The 22,688-nt window shown below is 64.0% G+C and carries 19 protein-coding genes; 6 read left to right on the top strand and 13 right to left on the bottom strand.

Translation table 11 applies throughout. The features are described from left to right. Nucleotides 1-76 precede the first annotated feature (76 nt). The 8 genes from AC1DX0_RS00645 to AC1DX0_RS00610 form a co-directional block, all read right to left on the bottom strand. Nucleotides 77-484 carry a F0F1 ATP synthase subunit epsilon gene (locus AC1DX0_RS00645; protein WP_477221625.1) on the bottom strand — a complete coding sequence of 136 codons (408 nt, stop codon included), beginning with the start codon at nt 482-484 and terminating at the stop codon, nt 77-79. 100 nt (nt 485-584) lie between these two features. Then, nucleotides 585-2,180, bottom strand: a complete 1,596-nt coding sequence (atpD, locus tag AC1DX0_RS00640; RefSeq protein WP_477221624.1) for a F0F1 ATP synthase subunit beta — start codon at nt 2,178-2,180, stop codon at nt 585-587. Nucleotides 2,181-2,250: 70 nt separating this feature from the next. Then, entirely contained in the window at nt 2,251-3,135 is an 885-nt protein-coding gene (locus AC1DX0_RS00635) for a F0F1 ATP synthase subunit gamma (RefSeq protein ID WP_027043027.1), read from the bottom strand. 32 nt (nt 3,136-3,167) lie between these two features. Then, entirely contained in the window at nt 3,168-4,697 is a 1,530-nt protein-coding gene (gene atpA, locus AC1DX0_RS00630) for a F0F1 ATP synthase subunit alpha (RefSeq protein WP_172222567.1), read from the bottom strand. Beyond that, complete coding sequence (locus AC1DX0_RS00625) at nt 4,697-5,257, bottom strand: F0F1 ATP synthase subunit delta (RefSeq protein ID WP_477221623.1); 561 nt, start codon at nt 5,255-5,257, stop codon at nt 4,697-4,699. The genes atpA and AC1DX0_RS00625 overlap by 1 nt, the downstream gene beginning before the upstream one ends. A gap of 246 nt (nt 5,258-5,503) precedes the next feature. Beyond that, on the bottom strand, nt 5,504-5,899 hold the full coding sequence (locus tag AC1DX0_RS00620) for an AGROH133_08824 family phage infection protein (RefSeq protein WP_069090425.1): 396 nt from the start codon (nt 5,897-5,899) through the stop codon (nt 5,504-5,506). 95 nt (nt 5,900-5,994) lie between these two features. Further along, nucleotides 5,995-6,690 (bottom strand): aspartate/glutamate racemase family protein, encoded by a 696-nt coding sequence (locus AC1DX0_RS00615; RefSeq protein ID WP_477221622.1) that lies wholly within the window; start codon nt 6,688-6,690, stop codon nt 5,995-5,997. Nucleotides 6,691-6,740: 50 nt separating this feature from the next. Next, nucleotides 6,741-8,924 (bottom strand): primosomal protein N', encoded by a 2,184-nt coding sequence (locus AC1DX0_RS00610; protein ID WP_477221621.1) that lies wholly within the window; start codon nt 8,922-8,924, stop codon nt 6,741-6,743. A 91-nt stretch (nt 8,925-9,015) separates the two neighbouring features. Here AC1DX0_RS00610 and fsa point away from each other — a divergent pair, with 91 nt between their 5' ends. After that, the gene (fsa, locus tag AC1DX0_RS00605) at nt 9,016-9,672 is read left to right on the top strand and encodes a fructose-6-phosphate aldolase (RefSeq protein WP_477221620.1); all 657 of its coding nucleotides are present in this window, start codon (nt 9,016-9,018) and stop codon (nt 9,670-9,672) included. A gap of 88 nt (nt 9,673-9,760) precedes the next feature. Here fsa and AC1DX0_RS00600 read toward each other — a convergent pair whose 3' ends face one another. The 3 genes from AC1DX0_RS00600 to leuS all read right to left on the bottom strand — a co-directional run bounded on the left by AC1DX0_RS00600 (nt 9,761) and on the right by leuS (nt 15,787). Next, on the bottom strand, nt 9,761-12,331 hold the full coding sequence (locus AC1DX0_RS00600) for a DNA translocase FtsK (RefSeq protein ID WP_477221619.1): 2,571 nt from the start codon (nt 12,329-12,331) through the stop codon (nt 9,761-9,763). A 245-nt stretch (nt 12,332-12,576) separates the two neighbouring features. After that, entirely contained in the window at nt 12,577-13,161 is a 585-nt protein-coding gene (locus AC1DX0_RS00595; RefSeq protein ID WP_477221618.1) for an LPS assembly lipoprotein LptE, read from the bottom strand. Further along, nucleotides 13,148-15,787, bottom strand: coding sequence for a leucine--tRNA ligase (gene leuS, locus AC1DX0_RS00590; RefSeq protein WP_477221617.1), 2,640 nt, complete (start codon nt 15,785-15,787; stop codon nt 13,148-13,150). The genes AC1DX0_RS00595 and leuS overlap by 14 nt, the downstream gene beginning before the upstream one ends. A gap of 155 nt (nt 15,788-15,942) precedes the next feature. Here leuS and AC1DX0_RS00585 point away from each other — a divergent pair, with 155 nt between their 5' ends. The 3 genes from AC1DX0_RS00585 (at nt 15,943) to AC1DX0_RS00575 (ending at nt 18,226) form a co-directional block, all read left to right on the top strand. Then, nucleotides 15,943-16,605: a YggS family pyridoxal phosphate-dependent enzyme gene (locus AC1DX0_RS00585; protein ID WP_477221616.1), complete on the top strand. Its 663-nt coding sequence runs from the start codon at nt 15,943-15,945 to the stop codon at nt 16,603-16,605. Nucleotides 16,606-16,716: 111 nt separating this feature from the next. Beyond that, on the top strand, nt 16,717-17,766 hold the full coding sequence (locus AC1DX0_RS00580) for an aldo/keto reductase (protein WP_477221615.1): 1,050 nt from the start codon (nt 16,717-16,719) through the stop codon (nt 17,764-17,766). Between the two features lie 31 nt (nt 17,767-17,797). Next, nucleotides 17,798-18,226 carry a hypothetical protein gene (locus AC1DX0_RS00575; RefSeq protein WP_477221614.1) on the top strand — a complete coding sequence of 143 codons (429 nt, stop codon included), beginning with the start codon at nt 17,798-17,800 and terminating at the stop codon, nt 18,224-18,226. A gap of 32 nt (nt 18,227-18,258) precedes the next feature. On the opposite strand, the gene AC1DX0_RS00570 is transcribed toward AC1DX0_RS00575, so the two are convergent. Together AC1DX0_RS00570 and AC1DX0_RS00565 are read right to left on the bottom strand one after the other, a co-directional pair. Continuing rightward, a complete protein-coding gene (locus AC1DX0_RS00570; RefSeq protein ID WP_477221613.1) occupies nt 18,259-18,984 on the bottom strand; it encodes a neutral zinc metallopeptidase in 726 nt (241 codons plus the stop codon). 123 nt (nt 18,985-19,107) lie between these two features. Continuing rightward, the gene (locus tag AC1DX0_RS00565; protein ID WP_477221612.1) at nt 19,108-20,013 is read right to left on the bottom strand and encodes a LysR family transcriptional regulator; all 906 of its coding nucleotides are present in this window, start codon (nt 20,011-20,013) and stop codon (nt 19,108-19,110) included. A 138-nt stretch (nt 20,014-20,151) separates the two neighbouring features. On the opposite strand from AC1DX0_RS00565, the gene AC1DX0_RS00560 reads away from it, so the two are divergent. Next, nucleotides 20,152-21,345 carry an MFS transporter gene (locus AC1DX0_RS00560; protein WP_477221611.1) on the top strand — a complete coding sequence of 398 codons (1,194 nt, stop codon included), beginning with the start codon at nt 20,152-20,154 and terminating at the stop codon, nt 21,343-21,345. Nucleotides 21,346-21,405: 60 nt separating this feature from the next. Then, nucleotides 21,406-22,686 carry an SGNH/GDSL hydrolase family protein gene (locus tag AC1DX0_RS00555; protein WP_477221610.1) on the top strand — a complete coding sequence of 427 codons (1,281 nt, stop codon included), beginning with the start codon at nt 21,406-21,408 and terminating at the stop codon, nt 22,684-22,686. Nucleotides 22,687-22,688 lie beyond the last annotated feature (2 nt).

The raw sequence follows: 22,688 nt of genomic DNA, 5'->3' as shown, positions 1-22,688 counted from the left end.
CAAGTCAGCCGGACTGTCCAACAAACAAAAAAGCGAGGCAAGGCCCCGCTTTTCATCAAGTCATCCAAACCGACTTTTACGCCGGCAGGAGCGCGCCTTCCAGTGTAGTGAGCTGGCTAAGGAACTGTTCCGCCTTGCTGCGGGTCTGATCGTCCTTGGCATCAGTGGCGTCTTCCTTGGCTTCCTGGATGCGGCGCGTGAGGTCGGCACGGTCGACATCCTTCACCGCTACTGCCGATTCCGCCAGCAGCGTGCAGCCGGCTGGAACAATGTCGGCGAAACCGCCGAACACGACATAGCGTTCTTCGCCGCCCGACGCGGTCTTCACCGTGACGACACCCGGCTTGATCGTTGTCATGACCGGCGCGTGATGCGCCATCACCGTCATCTCGCCTTCGGCGCCCGGAATGACGACGGATTCGACCTGCTCGGAAACCAGCAGGCGTTCCGGCGAGACCAGTTCGAATTTGAAAGCTTCAGCCATGATCACTTTAGCGAGTAGGGAATAGTGAGTAGCGAGTAGGGAAGAAACTCGCTCGGCTCACCTTGCCCTATTCGCTACTCCCTATCCGCTATTCGCTTGATTAAGCTGCTTCAGCCGCCAGGCGCTGTGCCTTCTCGACCGCTTCCTCGATGCCGCCGACCATGTAGAAGGCGGCTTCCGGCAGGTGATCGTAGTCGCCGTTGCAGAGGCCCTTGAAGCCCTTGATGGTGTCGGCGAGGTCGACCAGCTTGCCCGGCGCGCCGGTGAACACTTCGGCGACGAAGAACGGCTGCGACAGGAAGCGCTCGATCTTGCGGGCGCGGGCCACGGTCTGTTTGTCCTCTTCCGACAGCTCGTCCATGCCCAGGATGGCGATGATGTCCTGCAGCGACTTGTAGCGCTGGAGGATCGACTGCACCTGGCGCGCGACGCCGTAATGCTCGTCGCCGACGACCAGCGGGTCGAGCATGCGCGAGGTCGAATCCAGCGGATCGACCGCGGGGTAGATGCCCTTTTCGGCGATCGCGCGGTTGAGCGTCGTCGTCGCGTCAAGGTGAGCGAACGAGGTCGCCGGCGCCGGATCGGTCAAGTCGTCGGCGGGCACGTAGATGGCCTGCACCGAGGTGATCGAACCCTTGGTGGTGGTGGTGATGCGTTCCTGCAGCGCGCCCATGTCGGTGGCGAGCGTCGGCTGATAGCCGACGGCCGACGGGATACGGCCGAGCAGAGCCGACACTTCCGAACCCGCCTGCGTGAAGCGGAAGATGTTGTCGACGAAGAACAGCACGTCCTGGCCCTGGTCGCGGAAATATTCCGCAACCGTCAGACCGGTCAGGCCGACGCGGGCGCGCGCGCCCGGCGGCTCGTTCATCTGGCCGTACACGAGCGCGGCCTTGGAACCTTCGCCGCCGCCCTTCTTGTTGACGCCGGATTCGATGAATTCGTGATAGAGATCGTTGCCTTCGCGGGTGCGCTCGCCAACGCCGGCGAACACCGAATAACCACCATGCGCCTTGGCGATGTTGTTGATCAGCTCCTGGATCAGCACGGTCTTGCCGACGCCGGCGCCGCCGAACAGGCCGATCTTGCCGCCCTTGGCGTAAGGCGCCAGCAGGTCGAGCACCTTGATGCCGGTGATCAGGATCTGTGCTTCCGTCGACTGCTCGACATAGGTCGGAGCCGGCTGGTGGATGGAGCGCATTTCGGTCGCATCGACCGGGCCTTCTTCGTCGACCGGCTCGCCGATGACGTTGATGATGCGGCCGAGCATGCCCGGGCCGACCGGAACGGTGATCGGCGCGCCGGTGTCGCGCACTTCCTGGCCGCGCACCAGACCTTCGGTCGAGTCCATGGCGATGCAGCGCACGGTGTTTTCACCGAGATGCTGGGCAACTTCGAGCACCAGGCGGTTGCCGACATTGGTCGTCTCGAGCGCGTTCAGGATCGCCGGCAGGTGATCGCCGAACTGCACGTCGACGACGGCGCCGATGACCTGGCGAACCTTGCCGACAACGCCGGTTGCCTTGGTGGCAACAGCCGAAGTCTTGGCCGCCGCGGTTTTGGCCGGCGCTGCCGCCGTCTTTGCCGGAGCTGCCTTCGCGGCTGCCGCCGGAGCCTTGGCTGCCTTCGCCGGGGCTGCGGTCTTTGCGGCGGCTGCCTTGGGGGCCGCCGTCTTGGGGGTCGCTGCTTTCGCCATCGTCTTTACCCTTTTTCGTCCTTTGTTTCTAACGCGGTCCGGTCGCGGGTCGATGACCCGCGGACCGCGCCTAGAGCGCTTCGGCGCCCGAAATGATTTCGATCAGTTCCTTGGTGATCTGCGCCTGCCGCTGGCGGTTGTAGGTGATCGACAGCTTGTTGATCATCTCGCCGGCGTTGCGCGTCGCATTGTCCATGGCACTCATTTTGGCGCCCATTTCGCCGGCGGCGTTTTCGAGCAGCGCCCGGAAAACCTGCACGGAGATGTTGCGCGGGATGAGGTCGGAGAGGATTTCGCCCGGCTCCGGTTCGTATTCGTAAACGGCGTTACCGCCATCCACCGCCTCGGCTGGAGCCGAAGCCACACCGGCCGGAATGATCTGCTGTGCGGTCGGGATCTGGCTGATCACCGACTTGAACTGCGAATAGAACAGCGTGCAGATGTCGAAGCCGCCCTCGTTGAAGAGGTGGATGACCTTCTTGGCGATCGCGTCGGCGTTGACGAAACGGAGCGTCTTGACCTCGCGCAGATCCACACGGTCGATGATCATCGATGCGTAATCGCGGCGCAGGATGTCGAAACCCTTCTTGCCGACGCAGATGATCTTGACCTGCTTGCCGTCGGCCAAAAGCCGGCGGATGTGGTCGCGGGCAAGACGGGCGATCTGCGAATTGAAACCGCCGCACAGGCCGCGCTCGGCGGTGCAGACGACGAGCAGGTGCACGTTGTCCTTGCCGGTGCCGGTCATCAGCGCCGGGGCATCGCCGCCGCCGCCGATCGCCTGGGTGATGTTGGCCAGCACGGAACCCATGCGCTCCGAATAGGGGCGCGCCGCTTCCGCGGCCTCTTGCGCACGGCGCAGCTTCGCCGCGGCGACCATCTGCATCGCCTTGGTGATCTTCTGCGTCGCCTTGACCGAGGCGATACGGTTACGAAGGTCTTTTAATGAAGGCATGCTTCAAACCTGATCCCGTCTTGTCGCTTCGCTCAGGCGAAGGTCTTGGCGAAAGCGTCGATCTCGGCCTTCAGCTTGGCGCGCAGATCGTCCGACAGTGCCTTTTCCTTGCGGATGGCATCGAGAACGTCCTTGCCCGCCGCACGCATGTGGCTGAGCAGGCCATGCTCGAACTTGCCGACCTGGTTGACCGGCAGCTTGTCGAGATAGCCGTTGACGCCGGCGAAGATCACAGCGACCTGCTCTTCCGTCTTCAGCGGCGAGAACTGCGGCTGCTTCAGGAGTTCGGTCAGGCGCGATCCGCGGTTGAGCAGGCGCTGCGTGGCGGCATCGAGATCCGAGCCGAACTGCGCGAAGGCCGCCATTTCGCGGTACTGCGCGAGCTCGCCCTTGATCGAGCCGGCAACCTGCTTCATCGCCTTGATCTGCGCGGCCGAGCCGACGCGGCTGACCGAGAGGCCGACGTTCACCGCAGGGCGGATACCCTGGAAGAACAGGTTGGTTTCGAGGAAGATCTGGCCGTCGGTGATCGAGATCACGTTGGTCGGGATGTAGGCCGACACGTCATTGGCCTGCGTCTCGATGATCGGCAAAGCGGTCAGCGATCCGCCGCCCAGATCGTCATTGAGCTTGGCGGCGCGCTCGAGCAGGCGCGAGTGCAGGTAGAAAACGTCGCCAGGATAGGCTTCGCGGCCCGGCGGGCGGCGCAGCAGCAGCGACATCTGGCGATAGGCGACGGCCTGCTTCGACAGATCGTCGTAGCTGATCAGCGCGTGCATGCCGTTGTCGCGGAAATATTCGCCCATGGTGGCGCCGGCGAACGGCGCCAGGAACTGCATCGGCGCCGGGTCGGAAGCGGTGGCGGCGACGATGATCGAATATTCGAGCGCGCCGCGCTCTTCCAGAACCTTGACGAACTGCGCGACGGTCGAGCGCTTCTGGCCGACGGCGACGTAGACGCAGTACAGCTTTTCCTTCTCGGGACCGTTGTCGTGCACCGACTTCTGGTTGAGCATGGTGTCGAGGATGATGGCGGTCTTGCCGGTCTGGCGATCGCCGATGACCAGCTCGCGCTGGCCGCGGCCGACCGGGATCAGCGCATCGATGGCCTTGAGGCCGGTCGACATCGGCTCGTTCACCGATTTGCGCGGGATGATGCCGGGCGCCTTGACGTCGACGCGCTTGCGTTCGGTCGCCTTGATCGGGCCCTTGCCGTCGATCGGGTTGCCGAGCGCGTCGACGACGCGGCCGAGCAGGCCTGGACCGACCGGAACGTCGACGATGGCGCCGGTGCGCTTGACGATGTCGCCTTCCTTGATGTCGCGGTCGGCACCGAAGATGACGACGCCGACATTGTCGGCTTCGAGGTTGAGCGCCATGCCGCGGATGCCGCCGGGGAATTCGACCATTTCGCCGGCCTGGACATTGTCGAGGCCGTAGACGCGGGCGATACCGTCACCGACGGACAGCACCTGTCCGACTTCGGAGACCTCGGCCTCCTTGCCGAAATTCTTGATCTGGTCTTTCAGAATTGCGGAAATTTCCGCGGCGCGGATGTCCATCAGCCGACCTCTTTCAGTGCAAGCTTGAGCGAATTGAGTTTGGTTTTGAGCGACGTATCGATCTGGCGCGAGCCCATCTTGACCACCAGCCCGCCGAGCAGCGACGGATCGACGGTGACGGAGATGGCCACGTCCTTGCCGGCAACGCTTTTCAGCGCGGCCTTCAGTTCTGTTTGCTGGGCCGCCGTCAGCTCATGTGCCGACGTGACATCAGCAGTGGTCTCACCACGCGCTTCGGCAGCAATCTGGCGGAACGCCTTGATCATGCCGGGAACGGCGAACAGCCGCCGGTTCTGGGCGACGACGCGCAGGAAATTGCCGGCGAGGCCGGTAATCCCCGCCTTGTCGGCGATCGCAGCGATAGCCTTGGCTTGGTCCTCGCTGGAGAACACCGGGCTGTTGATCAGGCGGGTCAGGTCGGCGCTGCCTTCGAGCATGGCTTCGAAACTGTTGAGGTCGGCCTCGACCTTGGCGACCGAATTTGCCTGCCGCGCGAGTTCGAACAGCGAACCCGCGTAGCGTTCTGCAACACCTGAGATTGGCGATGACGATTGAGCCACGGACCGTCTTTTCTCTTGTCTGACAGGCCGCAGATTGTTGGCGCGAGCAAAAACTCTGGCTAAATCTTTGACCTTACTGCATTTTTTCAAGCACGGAGGCGCGGCTTCCGCTATCCCCGGCCGAAAGTCGATTGCCGTCTAGCACAGGCATTTTAAGACCGCAATGCGTCGTTCCGCATGGTTTTCAGGCACTATTGTCGCATCCGGCAAAAGAGTCTCGCCCTGCGCCCCGGAATAGCTAAGGATTCAAGGCACAAAGCCGAAGGCAAAGGCGAGCGGCAATGCCGCCAAGACCAATTCCACCACAATGGAAACCCAATTGAAAGGTGTGTTGGCGCCATCCGACATCATCGACAGCAGCCGGCCGAAGGCGGTGAACAGCCAGGAGAAGCCGAGCGCCATGTAAACCAGCGGCTGCGCCAAGAGGATGCAGCACAGGCCGACACCGAGATAAAAGCCCGACATCCTGCCCCGCCCCTCGGCAATCGCCGCTGCTTTCTCGGGCTTGGCCTGCAGGCGCAGGATGCGGAAGGCGAGGCCAGGCGCCAGAAAAAACAGAAGGCCAAGCAGCACGGTGAAGACGGCGCTCGACCAGGCCAGCCATTCGCCCTGGCTCGTCGGCCACGGAAGCGCAAAATCCATACTATCCCCTCAAAATGCCTGTTTTGAAATTGCGGGCATTCTAGCGGAGGAAAAAAGCCGCGCCAGATGGCTCCGGGCACTTTAGGAAAGCCGCATCAACCCAGAGCGAATTCCACTGCCGCCTCGGCATGGATGCGTGTCGTGTCAAAAACCGGAATGTCGAAATCGCCCTGTCCGATCAGCATGGTGATCTCGGTGCAGCCCATGATGATGCTGTCGGCAGCCTCTTCCCGGCGCAGGCGTTCGGCCTCTTCTATGTAAGCCGTCTTCGAGGCGTCGGTGACGATGCCCTGGCACAACTCGTCATAGATGACGCGATGCACCATGTCGCGGCCTGCGGCATCGGGCACCACTGGCGACAGGCCGTATTTATCGGCGAGCCGGCCCTTGTAGAAATCCTGCTCCATGGTGAAGCGCGTCGCCAAAAGCGCCGGGCGCTGCATGCCGGCACGCTTGACCGCGATCGCGGTGGCGTCGGCGATATGGATCAGCGGGATGGAGACGGACGTCTGCACCTGGTCGGCCAGTTTGTGCATGGTGTTGGTGCACAGAAGCAGGCCTTCCGCACCACCCGCCTCGAGCTTGCGCGCGGCCTCGACAAGAAGCACGCCGGCGCCGTCCCAGTCGCCGTGATGCTGGCGCTCGGCGATCTCGGCAAAGTCGAACGACCAGAGCAGCAGTTTCGCCGAATGCAGCCCGCCGAGGCGCTCTCGCACGATCTCGTTGAGCAGGCGATAGTAGATGGCCGTCGATTCCCAGCTCATGCCGCCCAGAAGGCCAAGGGTTTTCATGTAATCTTCCGTTTCTCGCTGGCCTGCACCGTATCGCCGATATCGCGACCTTACAAAAAGCTCTGCGGATCGATGTCGACCTGGACCCTGACCGAGCCGCGCTGCTTTGGTCCGTTGGCCAGCATGGCGCGGATAAAGCCTTGCATGTCGGCGCGCCGTTCGCCCTGGATCAGCAGGCGGAAGCGATGGCGGCCGCCAAGCAAGGACAGTGGCGCCTCGGCCGGCCCCAGCACGAACAGGTCTGACGCCTCGGGCGCGGCGCGGCGCAGGCCGCGTGCATGGCCCTCGGCCTCAGCCCGCGTCACCGCGCTGACGATGACGCCGGCCAGCCGGCCGAACGGTGGCAAGGCCGCCCGTTCGCGCTCGGCGATCTCGCGCTCGTAAAAGGCCTCGGCATCGCCCGAGACGATCGCCCGCATCACCGGATGCTCGGGTTGAAAGGTTTGCAGCAGGCCAAGGCTCTTCTTGCCGGTGCGTCCCGCGCGACCCGTGACCTGGCTGAGCAATTGGAAAGTGCGCTCGGCGGCGCGCGGGTCGCCATTGGCAAGGCCAAGGTCGGCATCGACGACGCCGACCAGCGTCATATTGGGAAAATTGTGCCCCTTGGCGACCAGCTGCGTGCCGATGACGATGTCAGCCTCGCCATCGGCGATCGCCTCCAGTTCCAGCCGCAGCCGCCGCACCCCACCCATCAGGTCGGATGACAAAACGATGGTGCGCGCGTCGGGGAAATGCGTGACGACCTCCTCGGCGATGCGCTCGACGCCCGGCCCGCAAGCGACCAGATGATCGAGCGTGCCACATTCCGGGCAGGCTTCGGGGCGGCGCTCATTGTGCCCGCAATGATGGCAGACCAATTGCCCGCGAAAGCGATGCTCGACCAGCCAGGCCGAGCAGACCGGGCAGCCGAAACGGTGGCCGCAGACCCGGCACAGCGTCAGTGGCGCATAGCCGCGCCGGTTGAGGAACAGCAGCGACTGCTCCTTCCTTTCCAGCGTCTTGCGCATATGGTCGAGCAGCACCGGCGACAGGAAGCCGCCCCGCGCCGGCGGCGCGCGGCGCATGTCGATCGACTTCAGCTGCGGAAGTGCGGCCTCGGCGAAACGGGCAGAGAGAACGGCTCTGTTGTATTTGCCTTGGCTCGCATTGACCCGGCTTTCGACCGAAGGTGTCGCTGACGCCAGTACGACCGGAAAGCTGCCGATGTGACCGCGCACCACTGCCATGTCGCGCGCATTGTAGAAGACCCGGTCTTCCTGCTTGTAGGCCGGGTCGTGCTCCTCATCGACGACGATCAGGCCAAGCTCCTTGAACGGCAGGAACAGCGCCGAGCGGGCACCGGCAACGACGCGCACGCTGCCTTCCGCCACTTGCCGCCAGACTTTTTCGCGCATCCTGGGCGGCAGGTCTGAATGCCATTCGCCCGGCTTGGCGCCGAAGCGCTGCTGGAAGCGTTCGAGGAACGCGTGGGTGAGCGCGATTTCCGGCAGCAGGATCAGCACCTGCTTGCCCTGGTCGAGCGCGGCCGCCACCGCCTCGAAATAAACCTCGGTCTTGCCGGAGCCGGTGACGCCGTCGAGCAGCGCGACATTGAACACGCCAGCCGCGACATTGGCGCGCAGCATCAGCGCCGCGTCGCTCTGATCCGGCATCAATTCCGGTATGGCATAGCTCGAGTCGGGCGCGGCCACCACCGGGCGCGGCGGGATCATCACCGTCTCGAACACGCCTTGCGCTTTCAGCCCCTCGATCACCGTCGACGACACACCGGCGGCGTGCGCCAGACCCGAGCGTGTCCAGGCCAGCCCGCCCTCGGCCGTTTCCAGCACGCGCGCCCGCGCATCGGTCATGCGGTCGGGAACAATGAGCGTGCGCTGCAGCCCCTCGATCCAGGGTTCCGGATCAAAGGCCTCCGGCGCACGCAGCAGCATCCGCGCCACCATTCCGGGTGGTGACAGCGTGTACTGCGCCACCCAATCGACGAAACGACGCATGGCGCGGTCGATCGGCGGGCAGTCGAAAACCTGTTCGATCGGGCGCAGCTTTTTCGCGTCGATATTCTCGACCGCGCCATCCCAGACGATGCCGGCAACCTGGCGCGGCCCGAGCGGCACGCGCACGATCGAGCCCGGCACCACGCGCATGCCGGCCGGCACGGCATAGGTGTAGGGGCGTTCGGCAGGCATCGGCACCAGCACCGGTGCGGCTGCGACAAAGGGCGAATCTTCGATCATGAGGCGTGACCTTGCCCCGACTTTGGTCTAGATCAAAGAGCAACGCTGAACGTGCCTTCCCAAGCACGACGAAATCGTCAGGAGACCCGCCATGAAATTTTTTGTCGACACCGCCGATATCAAGGATATCCGTGAGCTCAACGATCTGGGGCTGCTCGACGGCGTCACCACCAATCCGTCGCTGATCCTCAAATCCGGCGGCAAGATCGCCGACGTCACCAAACAGATCTGCGATATCGTCGCCGGCCCGGTCTCGGCCGAAGTCGTGGCGAGCGAGTACAAGGACATGATGGCGGAGGCCGAGGTGCTGGCCAAGATCGCCCCCAATGTCTGCATCAAGGTGCCGCTGACGCTGGACGGCCTGAGGGCCTGCAAGACGATCCGCACCCAGATGAACCGCATGGTCAACGTCACGCTGTGCTTCTCGGCCAACCAGGCGCTGCTCGCCGCCAAGGCCGGCGCCTCGTTCATTTCGCCCTTCGTCGGCCGCGTCGACGACACCGGTTCGGACGGCATGGAGCTGATCCAGGAGATCCGGCAGATCTACGACAATTACGATTTCCAGACCGAGATCCTCGTCGCCTCGGTGCGCACGGTGAACCATGTCAAGCAGGCCGCCCTGATCGGCGCCGACGTCGTGACCGCACCGCCGGCGACGCTGAAGGCGCTGGTCAAGCACCCGCTGACCGATAAGGGCCTGGACCAGTTCGCCGCAGACTGGGCAAAGACCGGCCAGAAGATCGGCTGAGGTCGCACTGCTTCAATGAGAAAAGGCCGGGCAACCGGCCTTTTTTATTACGCGTCAGAAGAAGCCCTATCGCCGAAAGGGCCGCCGATCATTCCGCGCCGTCATCGTCAGGCGCGGCTACCGGCGGGCGCCGCCCCATGATGATCTCGCGCTTGCCGACATGGTTGGGCGCGCCGACCAGCCCTTCCTTTTCCATGCGTTCGACCAGCGATGCGGCGCGGTTGTAGCCGATGCCGAGGCGGCGCTGGATGTACGACGTCGAACACTTCTTGTCTCGCACCACCACCTTGACCGCCTCGTCATAGGCGGCATCACTGTCTTCGGCGGCAACGGATCCCTTGTCGAAGACCGCGCCCTGGTCGTCTTCGATCTCTTCCTCGTCCTCGTCGGCTGTCACGGTTTCCAGATATTCCGGGCGGCCCTGCGCCTTCAGATGCGCCACGACATGCTCGACCTCCGCGTCGGACACGAAGGGGCCGTGCACGCGAGAAATGCGGCCGCCACCCATCATGTGCAGCATGTCGCCCTGGCCAAGCAGTTGTTCGGCGCCCTGCTCGCCCAGAATGGTGCGGCTGTCGATTTTCGAGGTGACCTGGAAGGAGATGCGGGTTGGGAAGTTGGCCTTGATCGTGCCGGTGATGACATCGACCGAGGGGCGCTGCGTCGCCATGATCAGGTGGATGCCGGCGGCGCGCGCCATCTGCGCCAGGCGCTGGATGGCGCCTTCGATCTCCTTGCCGGCGACCATCATCAGGTCGGCCATCTCGTCGACGATGACGACGATGTAGGGCATCGGCGCAAGGTCGATTTCCTGCTGCTCGAACAGCGGCTCGCCGGTGCCCTTTTCGAAGCCGGCCTGCACGGTCATGACGACCGCCTCGCCCTTGTCGCGGGCTTGGGCGGCGCGCTCATTGTAGCCGTCGATATTGCGTACGCCGAGCCGCGCCATCTTGCGATAGCGGTCCTCCATCTCGCGCACCGCCCATTTGAGCGCGGTAACCGCCTTCTTGGGATCGGTGACGACGGGGGTCAGAAGATGCGGGATACCGTCATAGACCGAGAGTTCGAGCATCTTGGGATCGACCATGATCAGCCGGCACTCTTCCGGCTTCAGCCGGTAGAGCAGCGACAGGATCATGGTGTTGATGGCAACCGACTTGCCCGAGCCGGTGGTGCCGGCGACGAGCAGATGCGGCATCTTCGCCAGCTCGGCGATGACAGGCTCGCCGCCGATCGTCTTGCCGAGGCAAAGCGCCAGCTTGCAGCTGGTCTTGCGGAAACCCTCCGATTCGATCAGTTCGCGGAAATAGACGGTCTCGCGCGTCTCGTTGGGAAGCTCGATGCCGATGACGTTGCGGCCGGGCACGACGGCGACGCGCGCCGAAACCGCCGACATGGAGCGGGCGATGTCGTCGGCGAGCCCGATGACACGCGAGGATTTGACGCCCGGCGCCGGCTCGAACTCATAGAGCGTGACGACCGGACCGGGGCGAACGTGGATGATCTCGCCGCGCACGCCGAAATCTTCCAAGACGCTTTCCAGCAGGTCGGCATTCTGCTCAAGCCGCTCCTGCGACATGTAGAAACCCTGTCCCTCCGGCGGCCGCTGCAGCAGCTCTTCCGAGGGAAGTTCATACGCCTCGCCTGTCGTGGCCGGCACGATCTTGCCGACCACGGGCAGCGGCGAAGACACGCGTGCTGCCGGAGCAGACACGGTCTCCTCCGCGCCTTGCGTGACCTGCGCCGGAACGCCGTTGCTGACAGCAGACGGAATTGCCACCTTCACCCGGGTCCGTTGCGGTGCGCTGCTCGCTGCCGGTTGAACCACCGCTTCGTTCGAGTTGGCAGGGCGGACTTCCGGCAAGGTCGACGGAGCCTGCTGGCCTGGAAGGCATTCAATGATCCGGAACAACGCGGTCGGATCGGCCGTGGCGGCGCGGATGTCGACCCGTGGGGAGACAACCGGCGCTGCCGGGCGCGAAGCCGGAACCGCCCGCGGCGCCGGCAACGGGCTCTCGATCATGTAAGGCGCCATGAGTTCGAAGAAGACGTGATTCGACAGATAGGGCCAGCGTACGGTTTCGCGACCTGTTGTTTTGACCGGCGCCGCCATTGCCTGGGCAGACGATGCCGGTGCGGATGCACGTGCCGCGACCGCTGTTCTCGCACCCGCCGGCGCAGCAGCCCGTGCATCTTCGCCAACATGCCTTGGCGGAACGGCTGCCGCACCCGGTGCTGGCGGCCTCCCATGCGTCGCGGCTCTGTTGTCCGCAGGTGGCCGAGCGGCCACCGAAGCCGAATTCCGGCTTTGCACCGCCGCCGACAATGACGGGGGCGAGACTGCGGACGACGGCGCCGCAGCAGGCTGTGCGACTGCTTGCCGCGCCGGCGGTTCGCCTTGCTCGGGGGTAATCTGGCGCGGCTGACGTGTGCTGGCTTCATAGTCCGGCGTGCGCGTGAACCGCACATTGGGCGCCAGGAAGAAATAGTCCTGCCAGGCCGGGCTTTCGTTGCCGCCGAGATCGAGAGGCGGCGGGGGATTGCCAGCCCTGGCCGCGCCGGCCCGCTGGCCATCCGCCTTGTTGTTCAAACGCTCACCCTCGGGATTATCGGGCGAAACTGTCAATGAATTGACCCGAGGAAAACGCTTGGATTCCATTCTCAAGACTCACGCTGAACCGTCTGCTGAGCAATAGGGAGCGAGTGGTTAACAGTTGCTTCCCGTCAGCGCCTTTGGAGCGACCGAAATGCATCTTTCGCAGCGACGGCGGACGAGCCGGATTCGAGCCGACGATCCTCACCCATGATCATCCACTGATCGACATGCGTGAGGCTAAAAAGAAGGAGCTCTCGGCCAGCGCAAAGCGGGCCGAGATGGCGTCTTCCGTGACAGGAAAAGTGGCGCTAGCCAGTCTTCTTGCCGTGCCGGACCAGATCCTGGGCGATGGACAGTTGCAGGGCTTCGGCCAGCTCGCGCGCGGCGCGATTTTCGGCGTCGATCTGCGCCCGGTAGGAGGCAAATTCCTGCCGCGGCCTGTCGAAGGACGAGGTGATCGCGCGCTTGCCGACCGTGACGACGGCGCCGGTTTTCATGTCCGTCAGCGAATAGCTGGCGGTCAGCGTCACCGAACCGGCGGTTGGCTCGTCCTGATCGGTTTGGACCTGCACGAGGGCCGAGGATTCGACCGCCTCGGTCACGGTGAGGTCGAGCGAATAAACCGGCGATGCCGGTTCGCCGGCGCCGCGCCCGAAGCCGAAGATCAGATTGTTGCGCACCTGCTGGGCATAGCGCGTCTTGACCGGCTTGATGGCGATCGACGCTAGTTCGGAATTGGCTGTCGCGTTCGAGCCGGGCGACAAAGGCGCGTTGGAATAGAGCGGCCGCACCGTGCAGGCCGAAACCAGCGCAAGCGAGCCGATTAGGCCGGCAAGCGCGGCGCGGCGCAGCAAACGGCTCAGCTCTGTCTTTTCCCGATCAGGCAACGACATTGACGATCCTCTGCGGCACGATGATCACCTTGCGCGGAGCCTTACCTTCGAGCGCTTTCTGCACGAAGTCGAGAGCCAATACCGCTTTTTCGACCGCACCTTGGTCCGCGTCGCGGGCAATTGTCAAATCCCCCCGCTTCTTGCCGTTGACCTGCACCGGATAGGTCACTTCATTGTCGACGACCAGTGCCGGATCGAAGACTGGCCACGGCCGTTCGGCGACCAGATCGGTGCCGCCGAGCGTCTCCCAGCACTCTTCGGCCAGATGCGGCATGACAGGCGCGACCAGATGCACCAGGATCTCCACCGCCTCGCGGCAGGCGCCTTGCAGTGCCGGATCGGCCTTGCCTTCCGCCACCGCGTTGAGCGGCGTGGTCAGCAAATTGGCCAGTTCATAGATGCGGGCGATGGCACGGTTGAAGCCGAGCTTCTCGATGTCCTCGCCGACTGCCTTCAGGATCTTGTGCGTGGCCTTCGAGACCGCTCCCGCCTCGCCGGCATCAGCGGCGACCGGCTTGACGCCTGCCAGCGTCTCGGCCGCCGTCGACACCAGGCGCCAGATGCGCTGCATGAAGCGATGCGCGCCGGCGGCGCCATCGTCGGTCCATTCGACGTCGCGCTCGGGCGGCGAATCCGACAGCATGAACCAGCGCGCCGTGTCGGCGCCGTAACCGTCGGTGATGTCTTCCGGGCTCACCGTGTTCTTCTTCGACTTCGACATCTTCTCGAGCGGACCGATGGTGACCGCCTCGCCGGTGGCGATGTCGAAGGCGCGGCGTTCGCCGTCGACGCCCTCCAGCCTGACCTCGGTCGGCGCCAGCCAGCGGCCATTCGAAGCCGAGCCGACGCGGTAGGTCTCGTGCACCACCATGCCTTGCGTGAACAGGCCCTTGAACGGCTCGGCCAGATCGACATGGCCGGTCTCGCGCATGGCGCGGGTGAAGAAGCGCGAATAGAGTAGATGCAGGATCGCATGCTCGATGCCGCCGATATACTGGTCGACCGGCAGCCACTCATTGGCCGCCTTGGGATCGGTCGGCTCATGCGCCCAGGGCGCGGTGAAGCGGGCGAAATACCAGGACGAATCGACGAACGTGTCCATCGTGTCGGTTTCGCGCCGCGCATCCCCACCGCATTGCGGGCACTTCACATGGCGCCAGCTCGGATGCCGGTCGAGCGGATTGCCCGGCCGGTCGAAATCGACATCGTCCGGCAGCTTGACCGGCAGGTCGGCCTTCGGCACCGGCACCACGCCGCAAGCCTCGCAATGGATCATCGGGATCGGGCAGCCCCAGTAACGCTGGCGCGAAATGCCCCAGTCGCGCAGGCGGAAATTCACCTTGCGCTCGGCCATAGGCCGGTTGCCGATCGTCTTCTGCTCCAGCAGCTTCGCCACCTCGTCGAAGGCGCGGTCCGGCTCCATGCCGTCGAGGAAGCGTGAATTGATGATCACGCCGTCGTCGACATAGGCTTCCTCGGTGATCTGGAAGGTCTTCGCGTCGGCTCCCTCGGGCATCACCACCGGAATCACCGGCAGGCCGTATTTGTTGGCGAAGTCGAGGTCGCGCTGGTCGCCGGACGGGCAGCCGAAGATAGCGCCGGTGCCGTACTCCATCAGCACGAAATTGGCGACGTAGACAGGCAGCGTCCAGCTGTCGTCAAAAGGATGGACGACGCGGATGCCGGTGTCGAAACCCTTCTTCTCGGCCGTCTCCAGCGCTGCCACCGAAGTGCCCATATGGCGTATCTCTTCTATGAACTTCGCCAGTTCCGGATTGTTCTCGGCGGCTTTCTTGGCCAGCGGATGATCAGCTGCGACGGCCATGAAGGAGGCGCCGAAAATGGTGTCGGGCCGCGTCGTGTAGACTTCCAGCTCATGCTCGCCGTCGCCAATCTTGCCAGCATCTGGGACAGCCAGAGGCCAGCGGATCAGCAGGCCTTCCGAACGGCCGATCCAGTTCTGCTGCATCAGCTTCACTTTTTCGGGCCATTCGTCGAGGCCGTCGAGCGAATCCAGCAGGTCCTGTGCGAAATCGGTGATCTTGAAGAACCACTGCGTCAGCTCGCGCTGTTCGACCAGCGCGCCCGAGCGCCAGCCGCGCCCGTCGATGACCTGCTCGTTGGCGAGCACCGTCATGTCCTCCGGGTCCCAGTTGACCTTGGAGGATTTGCGCGTCACCAGCCCCTTCTCGACGAAATCGAGGAACAGCATCTGCTGGCGGTGGTAGTAGTCGACATCGCAGGTGGCGAATTCGCGCGCCCAGTCCAGCGAGAGGCCCATGACCTTGAGCTGCTCGCGCATGGTGGCGATGTTCTGATAAGTCCATTCCTTGGGATGGACCTTGTTCTGCATCGCCGCGTTCTCTGCCGGCATGCCGAAGGCGTCCCAGCCCATCGGGTGCAGCACATTGAACCCCTTGGCCCGCTTGTAGCGCGCCACCACGTCGCCCATCGTGTAGTTACGGGTATGGCCGATGTGGATGCGCCCCGACGGGTACGGGAACATTTCCAGCACGTAGTATTTCGGCTTCGGGTCGTCATTGTGCGCTTCGAACAGCTTCTTTTCGGCCCAGGCCTTCTGCCATTTGGGCTCTGACGCGCGCGGATTGTATCGTTCGGTTGCCATGGGACGTTTTTCACTTAAAAGCAGGCGCGAACCGCGGGCGACAGCTCGGCGGTTCAGGGAATGTGGTCCGGGTGTTCACCATGGTTTGGCAAACCCGTCAACCATATGGGTATCGCGGCGGCTAAAAACGCGAGTCAAAACAGCGGGATTTGCATATGGGTGACACCGTTCAGCAGTTTTTCGCGGTCAAGGCGAAGATCGCCGCCGCCGAGCAGGAGGCCCGCCGCGAAGCCGACGCAGTGACGCTGGTGGCCGTCTCCAAGACCTTTGACGCCGCCGACATCCAGCCGGTGATCGAGGCCGGCCAACGCGTCTTCGGTGAGAACCGCGTGCAGGAGGCGCAAGGCAAATGGCCTGATCTGAAGCAGGCCGTTGCCGATATCGAACTGCATCTGATCGGCCCGCTGCAATCGAACAAGGCCAAGGAAGCGGTGGCGCTGTTCGACGTCATCGAAACGGTCGACCGCGACAAAATCGCCGCCGAACTCGCCAAGGAAATTGCCCGGCAAGGCCGCGCTCCAAAACTCTATGTCCAGGTCAACACCGGCTCCGAGCCGCAGAAGGCCGGCATCGAACCCCGCGACGCCGTCGCCTTCGTCGCCCGCTGCCGCGATGTCCACGGCCTCGCCATCGAAGGCCTGATGTGCATTCCGCCGGCCGACGAGAATCCTGGCCCGCATTTCGCCTTGTTGGAAAAACTGGCGCGTGAGGCCAGCGTCGCAAAACTGTCGATGGGCATGTCCGGCGACTATGAGACGGCCATCGCCTTCGGCGCCACCAGCGTGCGGGTTGGCTCGGCGATTTTTGGGAGCCGCTAACAAACCGCAGGTGTTGGTCCAGTTTGGCAAGGTGGCTACACCACCACTGGAAACGAAACGTACCGTTCCTATTTGTTTGGCGTCATCACATAGTCTCCTGGAGCCTTCGCCATGCGTTACAACCAGCTTGGAAATACGGGGATGTTCGTCTCCGAACTGTGCCTCGGCACCATGACTTTCGGCGCCGCCGGCCAGAATGCCCAATGGGGCCTGATCGCCAGCCTCGATCAGAAGGGCGTTAACGAGATCGTCGGCCGCTCGATCGCCGCCGGGGTCAATTTCTTCGACACGGCCGACGTCTACTCCTTCGGCGAGTCCGAGCGTCTGCTCGGCCAGTCGCTTCGCGATCTCGGCGTCGCCAGATCGAGCGTGGTGATCGCCACCAAGGCGCATGGCGCCATGGGCAACGGGCCGAATGACCGCGGCTCGTCGCGCGGCCACATCATGGATGCGGTCGATGCCAGCCTCGAACGGCTGCAACTCGGTCACATCGATCTCTATCAGTTGCACGGCACCGATACGGTGACACCGATCGACGAGACGCTGCGAGCGCTCGACGATCTCGTTGCCAGCGGCAAGGTCCGCTATGTCGGCGTGTCGAACTGGGCGGCGTGGCGGATCGCCAAGGCGCTCGGCATCGCCGACCGCAAGGGCCTTGCCCGTTTCGAGACCATCCAGTCCTATTATTCGATCGCCGGCCGCGACCTCGAACGCGAGATCGTGCCGCTGATCAACGAGGAGAAACTCGGCTTGATGGTGTGGTCGCCGATGGCCGGCGGCCTGCTCTCCGGCAAATACGGCCCCGGCGCGCCCGGTAATGGCGAGGGCCGCCGCGCGTCCTTCAACTTCCCGCCGGTCAACGAGGACCGTGCCTGGGCGGCCGTCGCCGTCATGCGCGAGATCGCGAAGAAGCATGATGTCAGCGTCGCCACGGTGGCGCTCGGCTATGTCCTGGCCAAGCCTTTCGTGATGAGCGTCATCATCGGCGCCAGCCGTATGGATCAGCTCGAACAGAACCTCGCCGCGACTGAAGTGGAGCTCGATGCGGACGATCTCGCCAAGCTCGATGAGGTCAGCGCGCTGCCGGCCGAATATCCCGGCTGGATGCTCGAGCGCCAGGCGGCTGGCCGGCGCCCTGCGCCCTTCGTGCCGAAGGCATAATCCGTCTCCGACGCGAATTCCGGAAAGCCGCGTGCCCTTCGGGCGCGCGGCTTTTTCGCGCTTTATGAAGGCCGCAAGGTCGCCTTGTACCGGACACGATTTCGCGGCTACCATCATGCCGCCGGAGCAGCATGCCGGGATGTCAGGGGCGATGATGGCACCATCCGCCGAGGAATTTCGAGACAGGATTGTCGCGATCATGGCTGCTCGCCAAACCGCGGCTTCTGCCAGCCCTTACGATTGGAAGGTCTGCGTCGGCGCGGTCAGTGCCGCGAGAGGCGAATTTGAAAAGGTCGTTGTCGCCGGTACGGCACATGACTATGGAGCCGCGGTCATTTCTCGTTTGGAGCGGCTGCGAGACGCATATTACGACCCGGATGGAGAATACACCTCCGGGCGATCGGATATCGGCACCGTCATTGAGAACATAAGGGCAGCATTGAGGCTCGTCGGCCAATGATGGCGCTCACCCGGCGATGGGTGGGCTCGGTATCAAAGCGGATTGTCAGAGGTATTGCAGTCCGCGATCGCTTTTCCGGCAAGGCCGCGATCATACCAGCGGATCCTCTGTTCTGAGGTGCCGTACCTATTTGCCGTCGAATTTCTGGAGGCATTGGCGGGCTGATCATCTCCAAGAGATCGAAGCAATTGCCTGGCCTCAGTCAGATCGGTGTCTTCCAGGAGCCCCTTGTCCTGGACATAGCGGCTCCATAGTCCGGCAAAACAATCGGCCTGGAGCTCCATCTGTTCCGATCGGACGATGGCGGCTTCCTGGTCGCCGTCGGTGACAGCGGCGTGCGGAACGTCCGAGATGGTCTGCACATGATGCCCAACCTCTCGGGCGAGAATCAACGCCTTGGCGAAATCTCCCGTCAAACCGATCTGTTGAAGCTCGGGGAACGCCGGGTCGAGATAAATCTTGTGGTCTTGCGCGCAGTACAATGTCCCTGAAACAGGACCGCATGCGGTAGCGATGAAGCCGGTGAACAGCACCAGCTTGGGCTCCTCATAGGTCGATCCACCAGCTTTGAAGGTGGCGCCCCAGAAATCCTCGGTTTCAGCCAAAGCCACGGAAAGGAGCTGCTTGACGTTGTCATCGCTGGCGTTTGCAGCAGGTGCCGCTGCTTTGGCGACCTCGGCGGCCTCGGAGATTGTCGGGGCATGCAGCCATGTCGCGATGGCAAGGAGGGATGCCGCGACCAAGGACAAGCGGACCAACTCACGCCTCCTGAATTGCCAACGCTCCCGGAGCCGGGGCGCCGAGGCGCCTGCAATAACCGGACGGGATTCCATATCCTGCCCCAATTGGGTTGTCGAACAGACCTTGAAAGCCGCGCTTCGTCAGAGCCGCGCGTTCTCGGCCAGGAAATCGAGAAAGGCCCGCACCCGCGCCGGCAAGTGCCGGCCCTGGCCGACATAGACGGCGTGGGTCGCCTCCTCGTCGCCCGGATTGAACTCCTCCAGCAGCGCCACCAGCCGGCCGGCGGCGATATCGGCCGCCACATGCCAGCGCGCCAGCCTGGAGATGCCGGCGCCGGCCAGCGTCATCAGCCGCATCGCTTCGCCATCGCTGACCAGCGTGTTGCCGGTGATCGGGATCATGACCGCGCGGCCCTCCGCGTCGCGGAACGGCCAGCCGTCGATATGCCTGACGAAGCCGAAGCCCATGCGGTTGTGGCTGTCGAGATCGGCCGGCGCCAGCGGTATGCCATGCGTTTCGAGATAGGAGGGTGCCGCAACCACCACCACCGGGCTCTGCCCGAGCTTGCGCGCCACCAGCCGTGATTCGCCGAGCGGACCGGCGCGGATGGCAACGTCGGCGCGTTCGGCCATCAGGTCGATGACGCTGTCGGTCAGCACCAGATCGACCGATATTTCGGGGTAGCGTTCGAGGAAACGCGGCAAGAGCGGGATCAGCCGGTGCACCCCGAACGGCACATAGGTGTTGACGCGCAGCCGCCCACGAGGTGCAGCACCCGCCGCCGCCTCGCGCTCGGCCGCCGCCATGTCCGCCAGGATGCGCAATCCGCTATCGTAGAAAGCCGACCCTTCCGGCGTCAGCTGCAGCTTGCGTGTCGACCGGCTGACCAGCCGCGCGCCAAGCCGGGCCTCAAGCCGCGCGATCAGCTTGCTCACCGCCGATGGCGTCATACGCAGCGCACGCGCCGCGGCGGAAAAACTGCCCGCCTCAACGACGCGGACAAAAACTTCGATCTCGCCGGAGCGGTTGATGTCGGATCTTGCCATCTGTGAATCTATTTCACAGAAAATGTGCCCAATGCAAGTCTGGTTCACAGTGCATGGCGACACGATCTCAGGGGTCGGGGCGCGGGTTGGACAAGGCGCTCGTCGCCTTAACGGGCCGTCTTGGAAGTGGAAACAGCCATGCCTCTTGCTCTCTACGCCCTCGCCGCCGGTGCCTTCGGCATCGGTGTCACCGAATTCGTCATCATGGGCCTGCTGCTCGATGTCAGCAAGGATCTCGGCGTCTCGATCTCGGCCGCCGGCCAGCTGATTTCGGGCTATGCGCTCGGCGTCGTCATCGGCGCGCCGCTGCTGACCATCGCCACCGGCAACTGGCCACGCAAGACCGTGCTTCTGGCGCTTATGGCGATCTTCACGCTGGGCAATCTCGCCTGTGCGCTGGCCCCCGATTATTGGACGCTGATGGGCGCCCGCGTCATCACCGCCTTTGCCCATGGCACCTTCTTCGGTGTCGGCTCGGTCGTCGCCACCGGCCTGGTCGCGCCCAACAAGAAGGCTTCGGCGATCGCGCTGATGTTCACCGGGCTCACCATCGCCAACATCCTCGGCGTGCCCTTCGGCACCTGGCTCGGCCAGGCCTTTGGCTGGCGTGCGACCTTCTGGGCAGTGACCCTGGTCGGCCTGGCGGCCTTCGCCGTCATCCTTGCTCTGGTGCCGCGCAGCCAGGAGGCACCCGAGAAGAGTGATTTGCGCGCCGACCTCGCCGTGCTGCGCCGTACGCCCGTCCTGCTCGGCCTCGCCACCACCGTGCTCGGCTATGCCGGCGTTTTCGCCGTCTTCACCTACATCGCGCCTTTGCTGACCGAGATCAGCGGCTTCAAGGAAGCCGCCGTGTCGCCGATTCTGCTCGTCTTCGGCGGCGGTCTCATCGCCGGCAATCTCGCCGGCGGCAAGGTCGCCGACCGCTGGCTGGTGCCCGCCGTGCTGGGCAGCCTCGTCGTGCTGGCCCTGGTGCTCGCAACCATGAGCTTCGCCATCCACAGCCAGGTCATGGCCGTGATCTATGTCGGCCTGCTCGGTGCCGCCGCTTTTGCCACCGTGGCGCCGCTGCAGATGTGGGTGCTGGACAAGGCGCAAGGGGCCGGCCAGAGCCTTGCCTCGTCCTTCAACATCGCCGCCTTCAATCTCGGCAACGCCGCCGGCGCCTGGCTTGGTGGCGCGGTCATCGCCCATGGAATGGGGCTCGGTTCCCTCACCTGGGTCGCCGCTTTGCTGCCGGTCGCAGCGCTCGGCGTGGCGGGATTGGCACTGCGTCTCGACAGACATGAAGAGCGGCTGGTCCCGGCTGCTGCTCGCCCCGCATCCATAGAGTGACGGCAGGCCCGAACCCTACCTTCGGCATGACGGAAGGTAGAACCCAAGAGGAGAGCCCCAATGAAACATCCTATGCGCCGTACCATCACCACCTTTGCGGCAAAGCGTTTGGCCCTCGCCGCGCTCGTCTTGGCGACCATTTTGATGGCCGACCCCGCAATGTCAGGCGAAAGACAGGACTGGGTCGGCACCTGGACCGCCAGCCCGCAACCGACATGGGGTCCCGACTTCGCCTTGCCGGTGAAGATAGCGCCGAAGCTTGAGAACCAGACCATACGCCAGACGGTCCGCACCAGCATTGGCGGCAAGCAATTCCGCATCGTGCTGTCGAACGAATATACCGACACACCGACCCAAATCGGTGAAACGCATGCCGCGATTGCTGGCGAGGGTTCGAAAATCGTCGCCGGCACCGACCACGTCGTGACCTTCGGCGGCCAGACCAAGGCAATGGTTCCGGCGGGCGCGCCTCTGGTCAGCGATCCGGTGGACCTGCCCCTCGACGCCTTGAGCCATCTGTCCATATCGATCTATCTGCCTCAGGCAACGCCGATCTCCACCTTCCACTGGGACGGCAAGCAGACCGCCTACATCGGTGACGGCAACCAGACGGCTTCCCACGCGATCGCCGCCGCGCAAACCACCGATGCGCGCATCCTGGTGAGCGAAATCCTGGTGGATGCGCCGGCAAATGATGGCGCGGTGATCGCGATCGGCGATTCGATCACCGACGGCAATGGTGCCACGCTGGACGCCGACAATCGCTGGCCGGATTTCCTGGCAAAGCGCCTGGCTTCCAAGCATATTGCGGTGCTCAACGCGGGCATATCAGGCGCGCGGCTGCTCGACGACGCGATGGGCATGAAGGCATCGGCCCGCTTCGAACGCGACGTGCTGGCCCAGCCCGGCGCCAAGGCGGTGGTGCTGCTTATCGGCATCAACGACATCAGCTGGCCCGGCACGCCCTTTGTGTCTGGAAAATCCCTGCCGTCATTGGCGGCACTCACCGACGGCTATCAGCAGCTCGCCGCCCAGGCTCACGCCCACAATCTCATCATCCTCGGCGGCACGCTGACACCTTTCGAGGGCGCGCTGAGCGGCACTCCACTCGAGGGTTACTACACACCGGAGAAGGAAGCCTTGCGCCAGAAGGTCAACGACTGGATCCGAACCAGTGGCGCCTTCGACGTCGTCGTCGACTTCGATGCGCTGCTTCGCGATCCCAGGCATCCGGCACGCCTGCTGCCGGAATTCGATTCCGGCGACCATCTGCATCCGGGTGAGAAGGGAAACCGCGCCATGGCCGAGGCCATCGACCTTGGCCAACTGATCGGGAACTGAGC

Source organism: Mesorhizobium sp. P3_A9, assembly GCF_056402975.1.
This window is presented reverse-complemented; position numbering and strand designations above follow the sequence as displayed.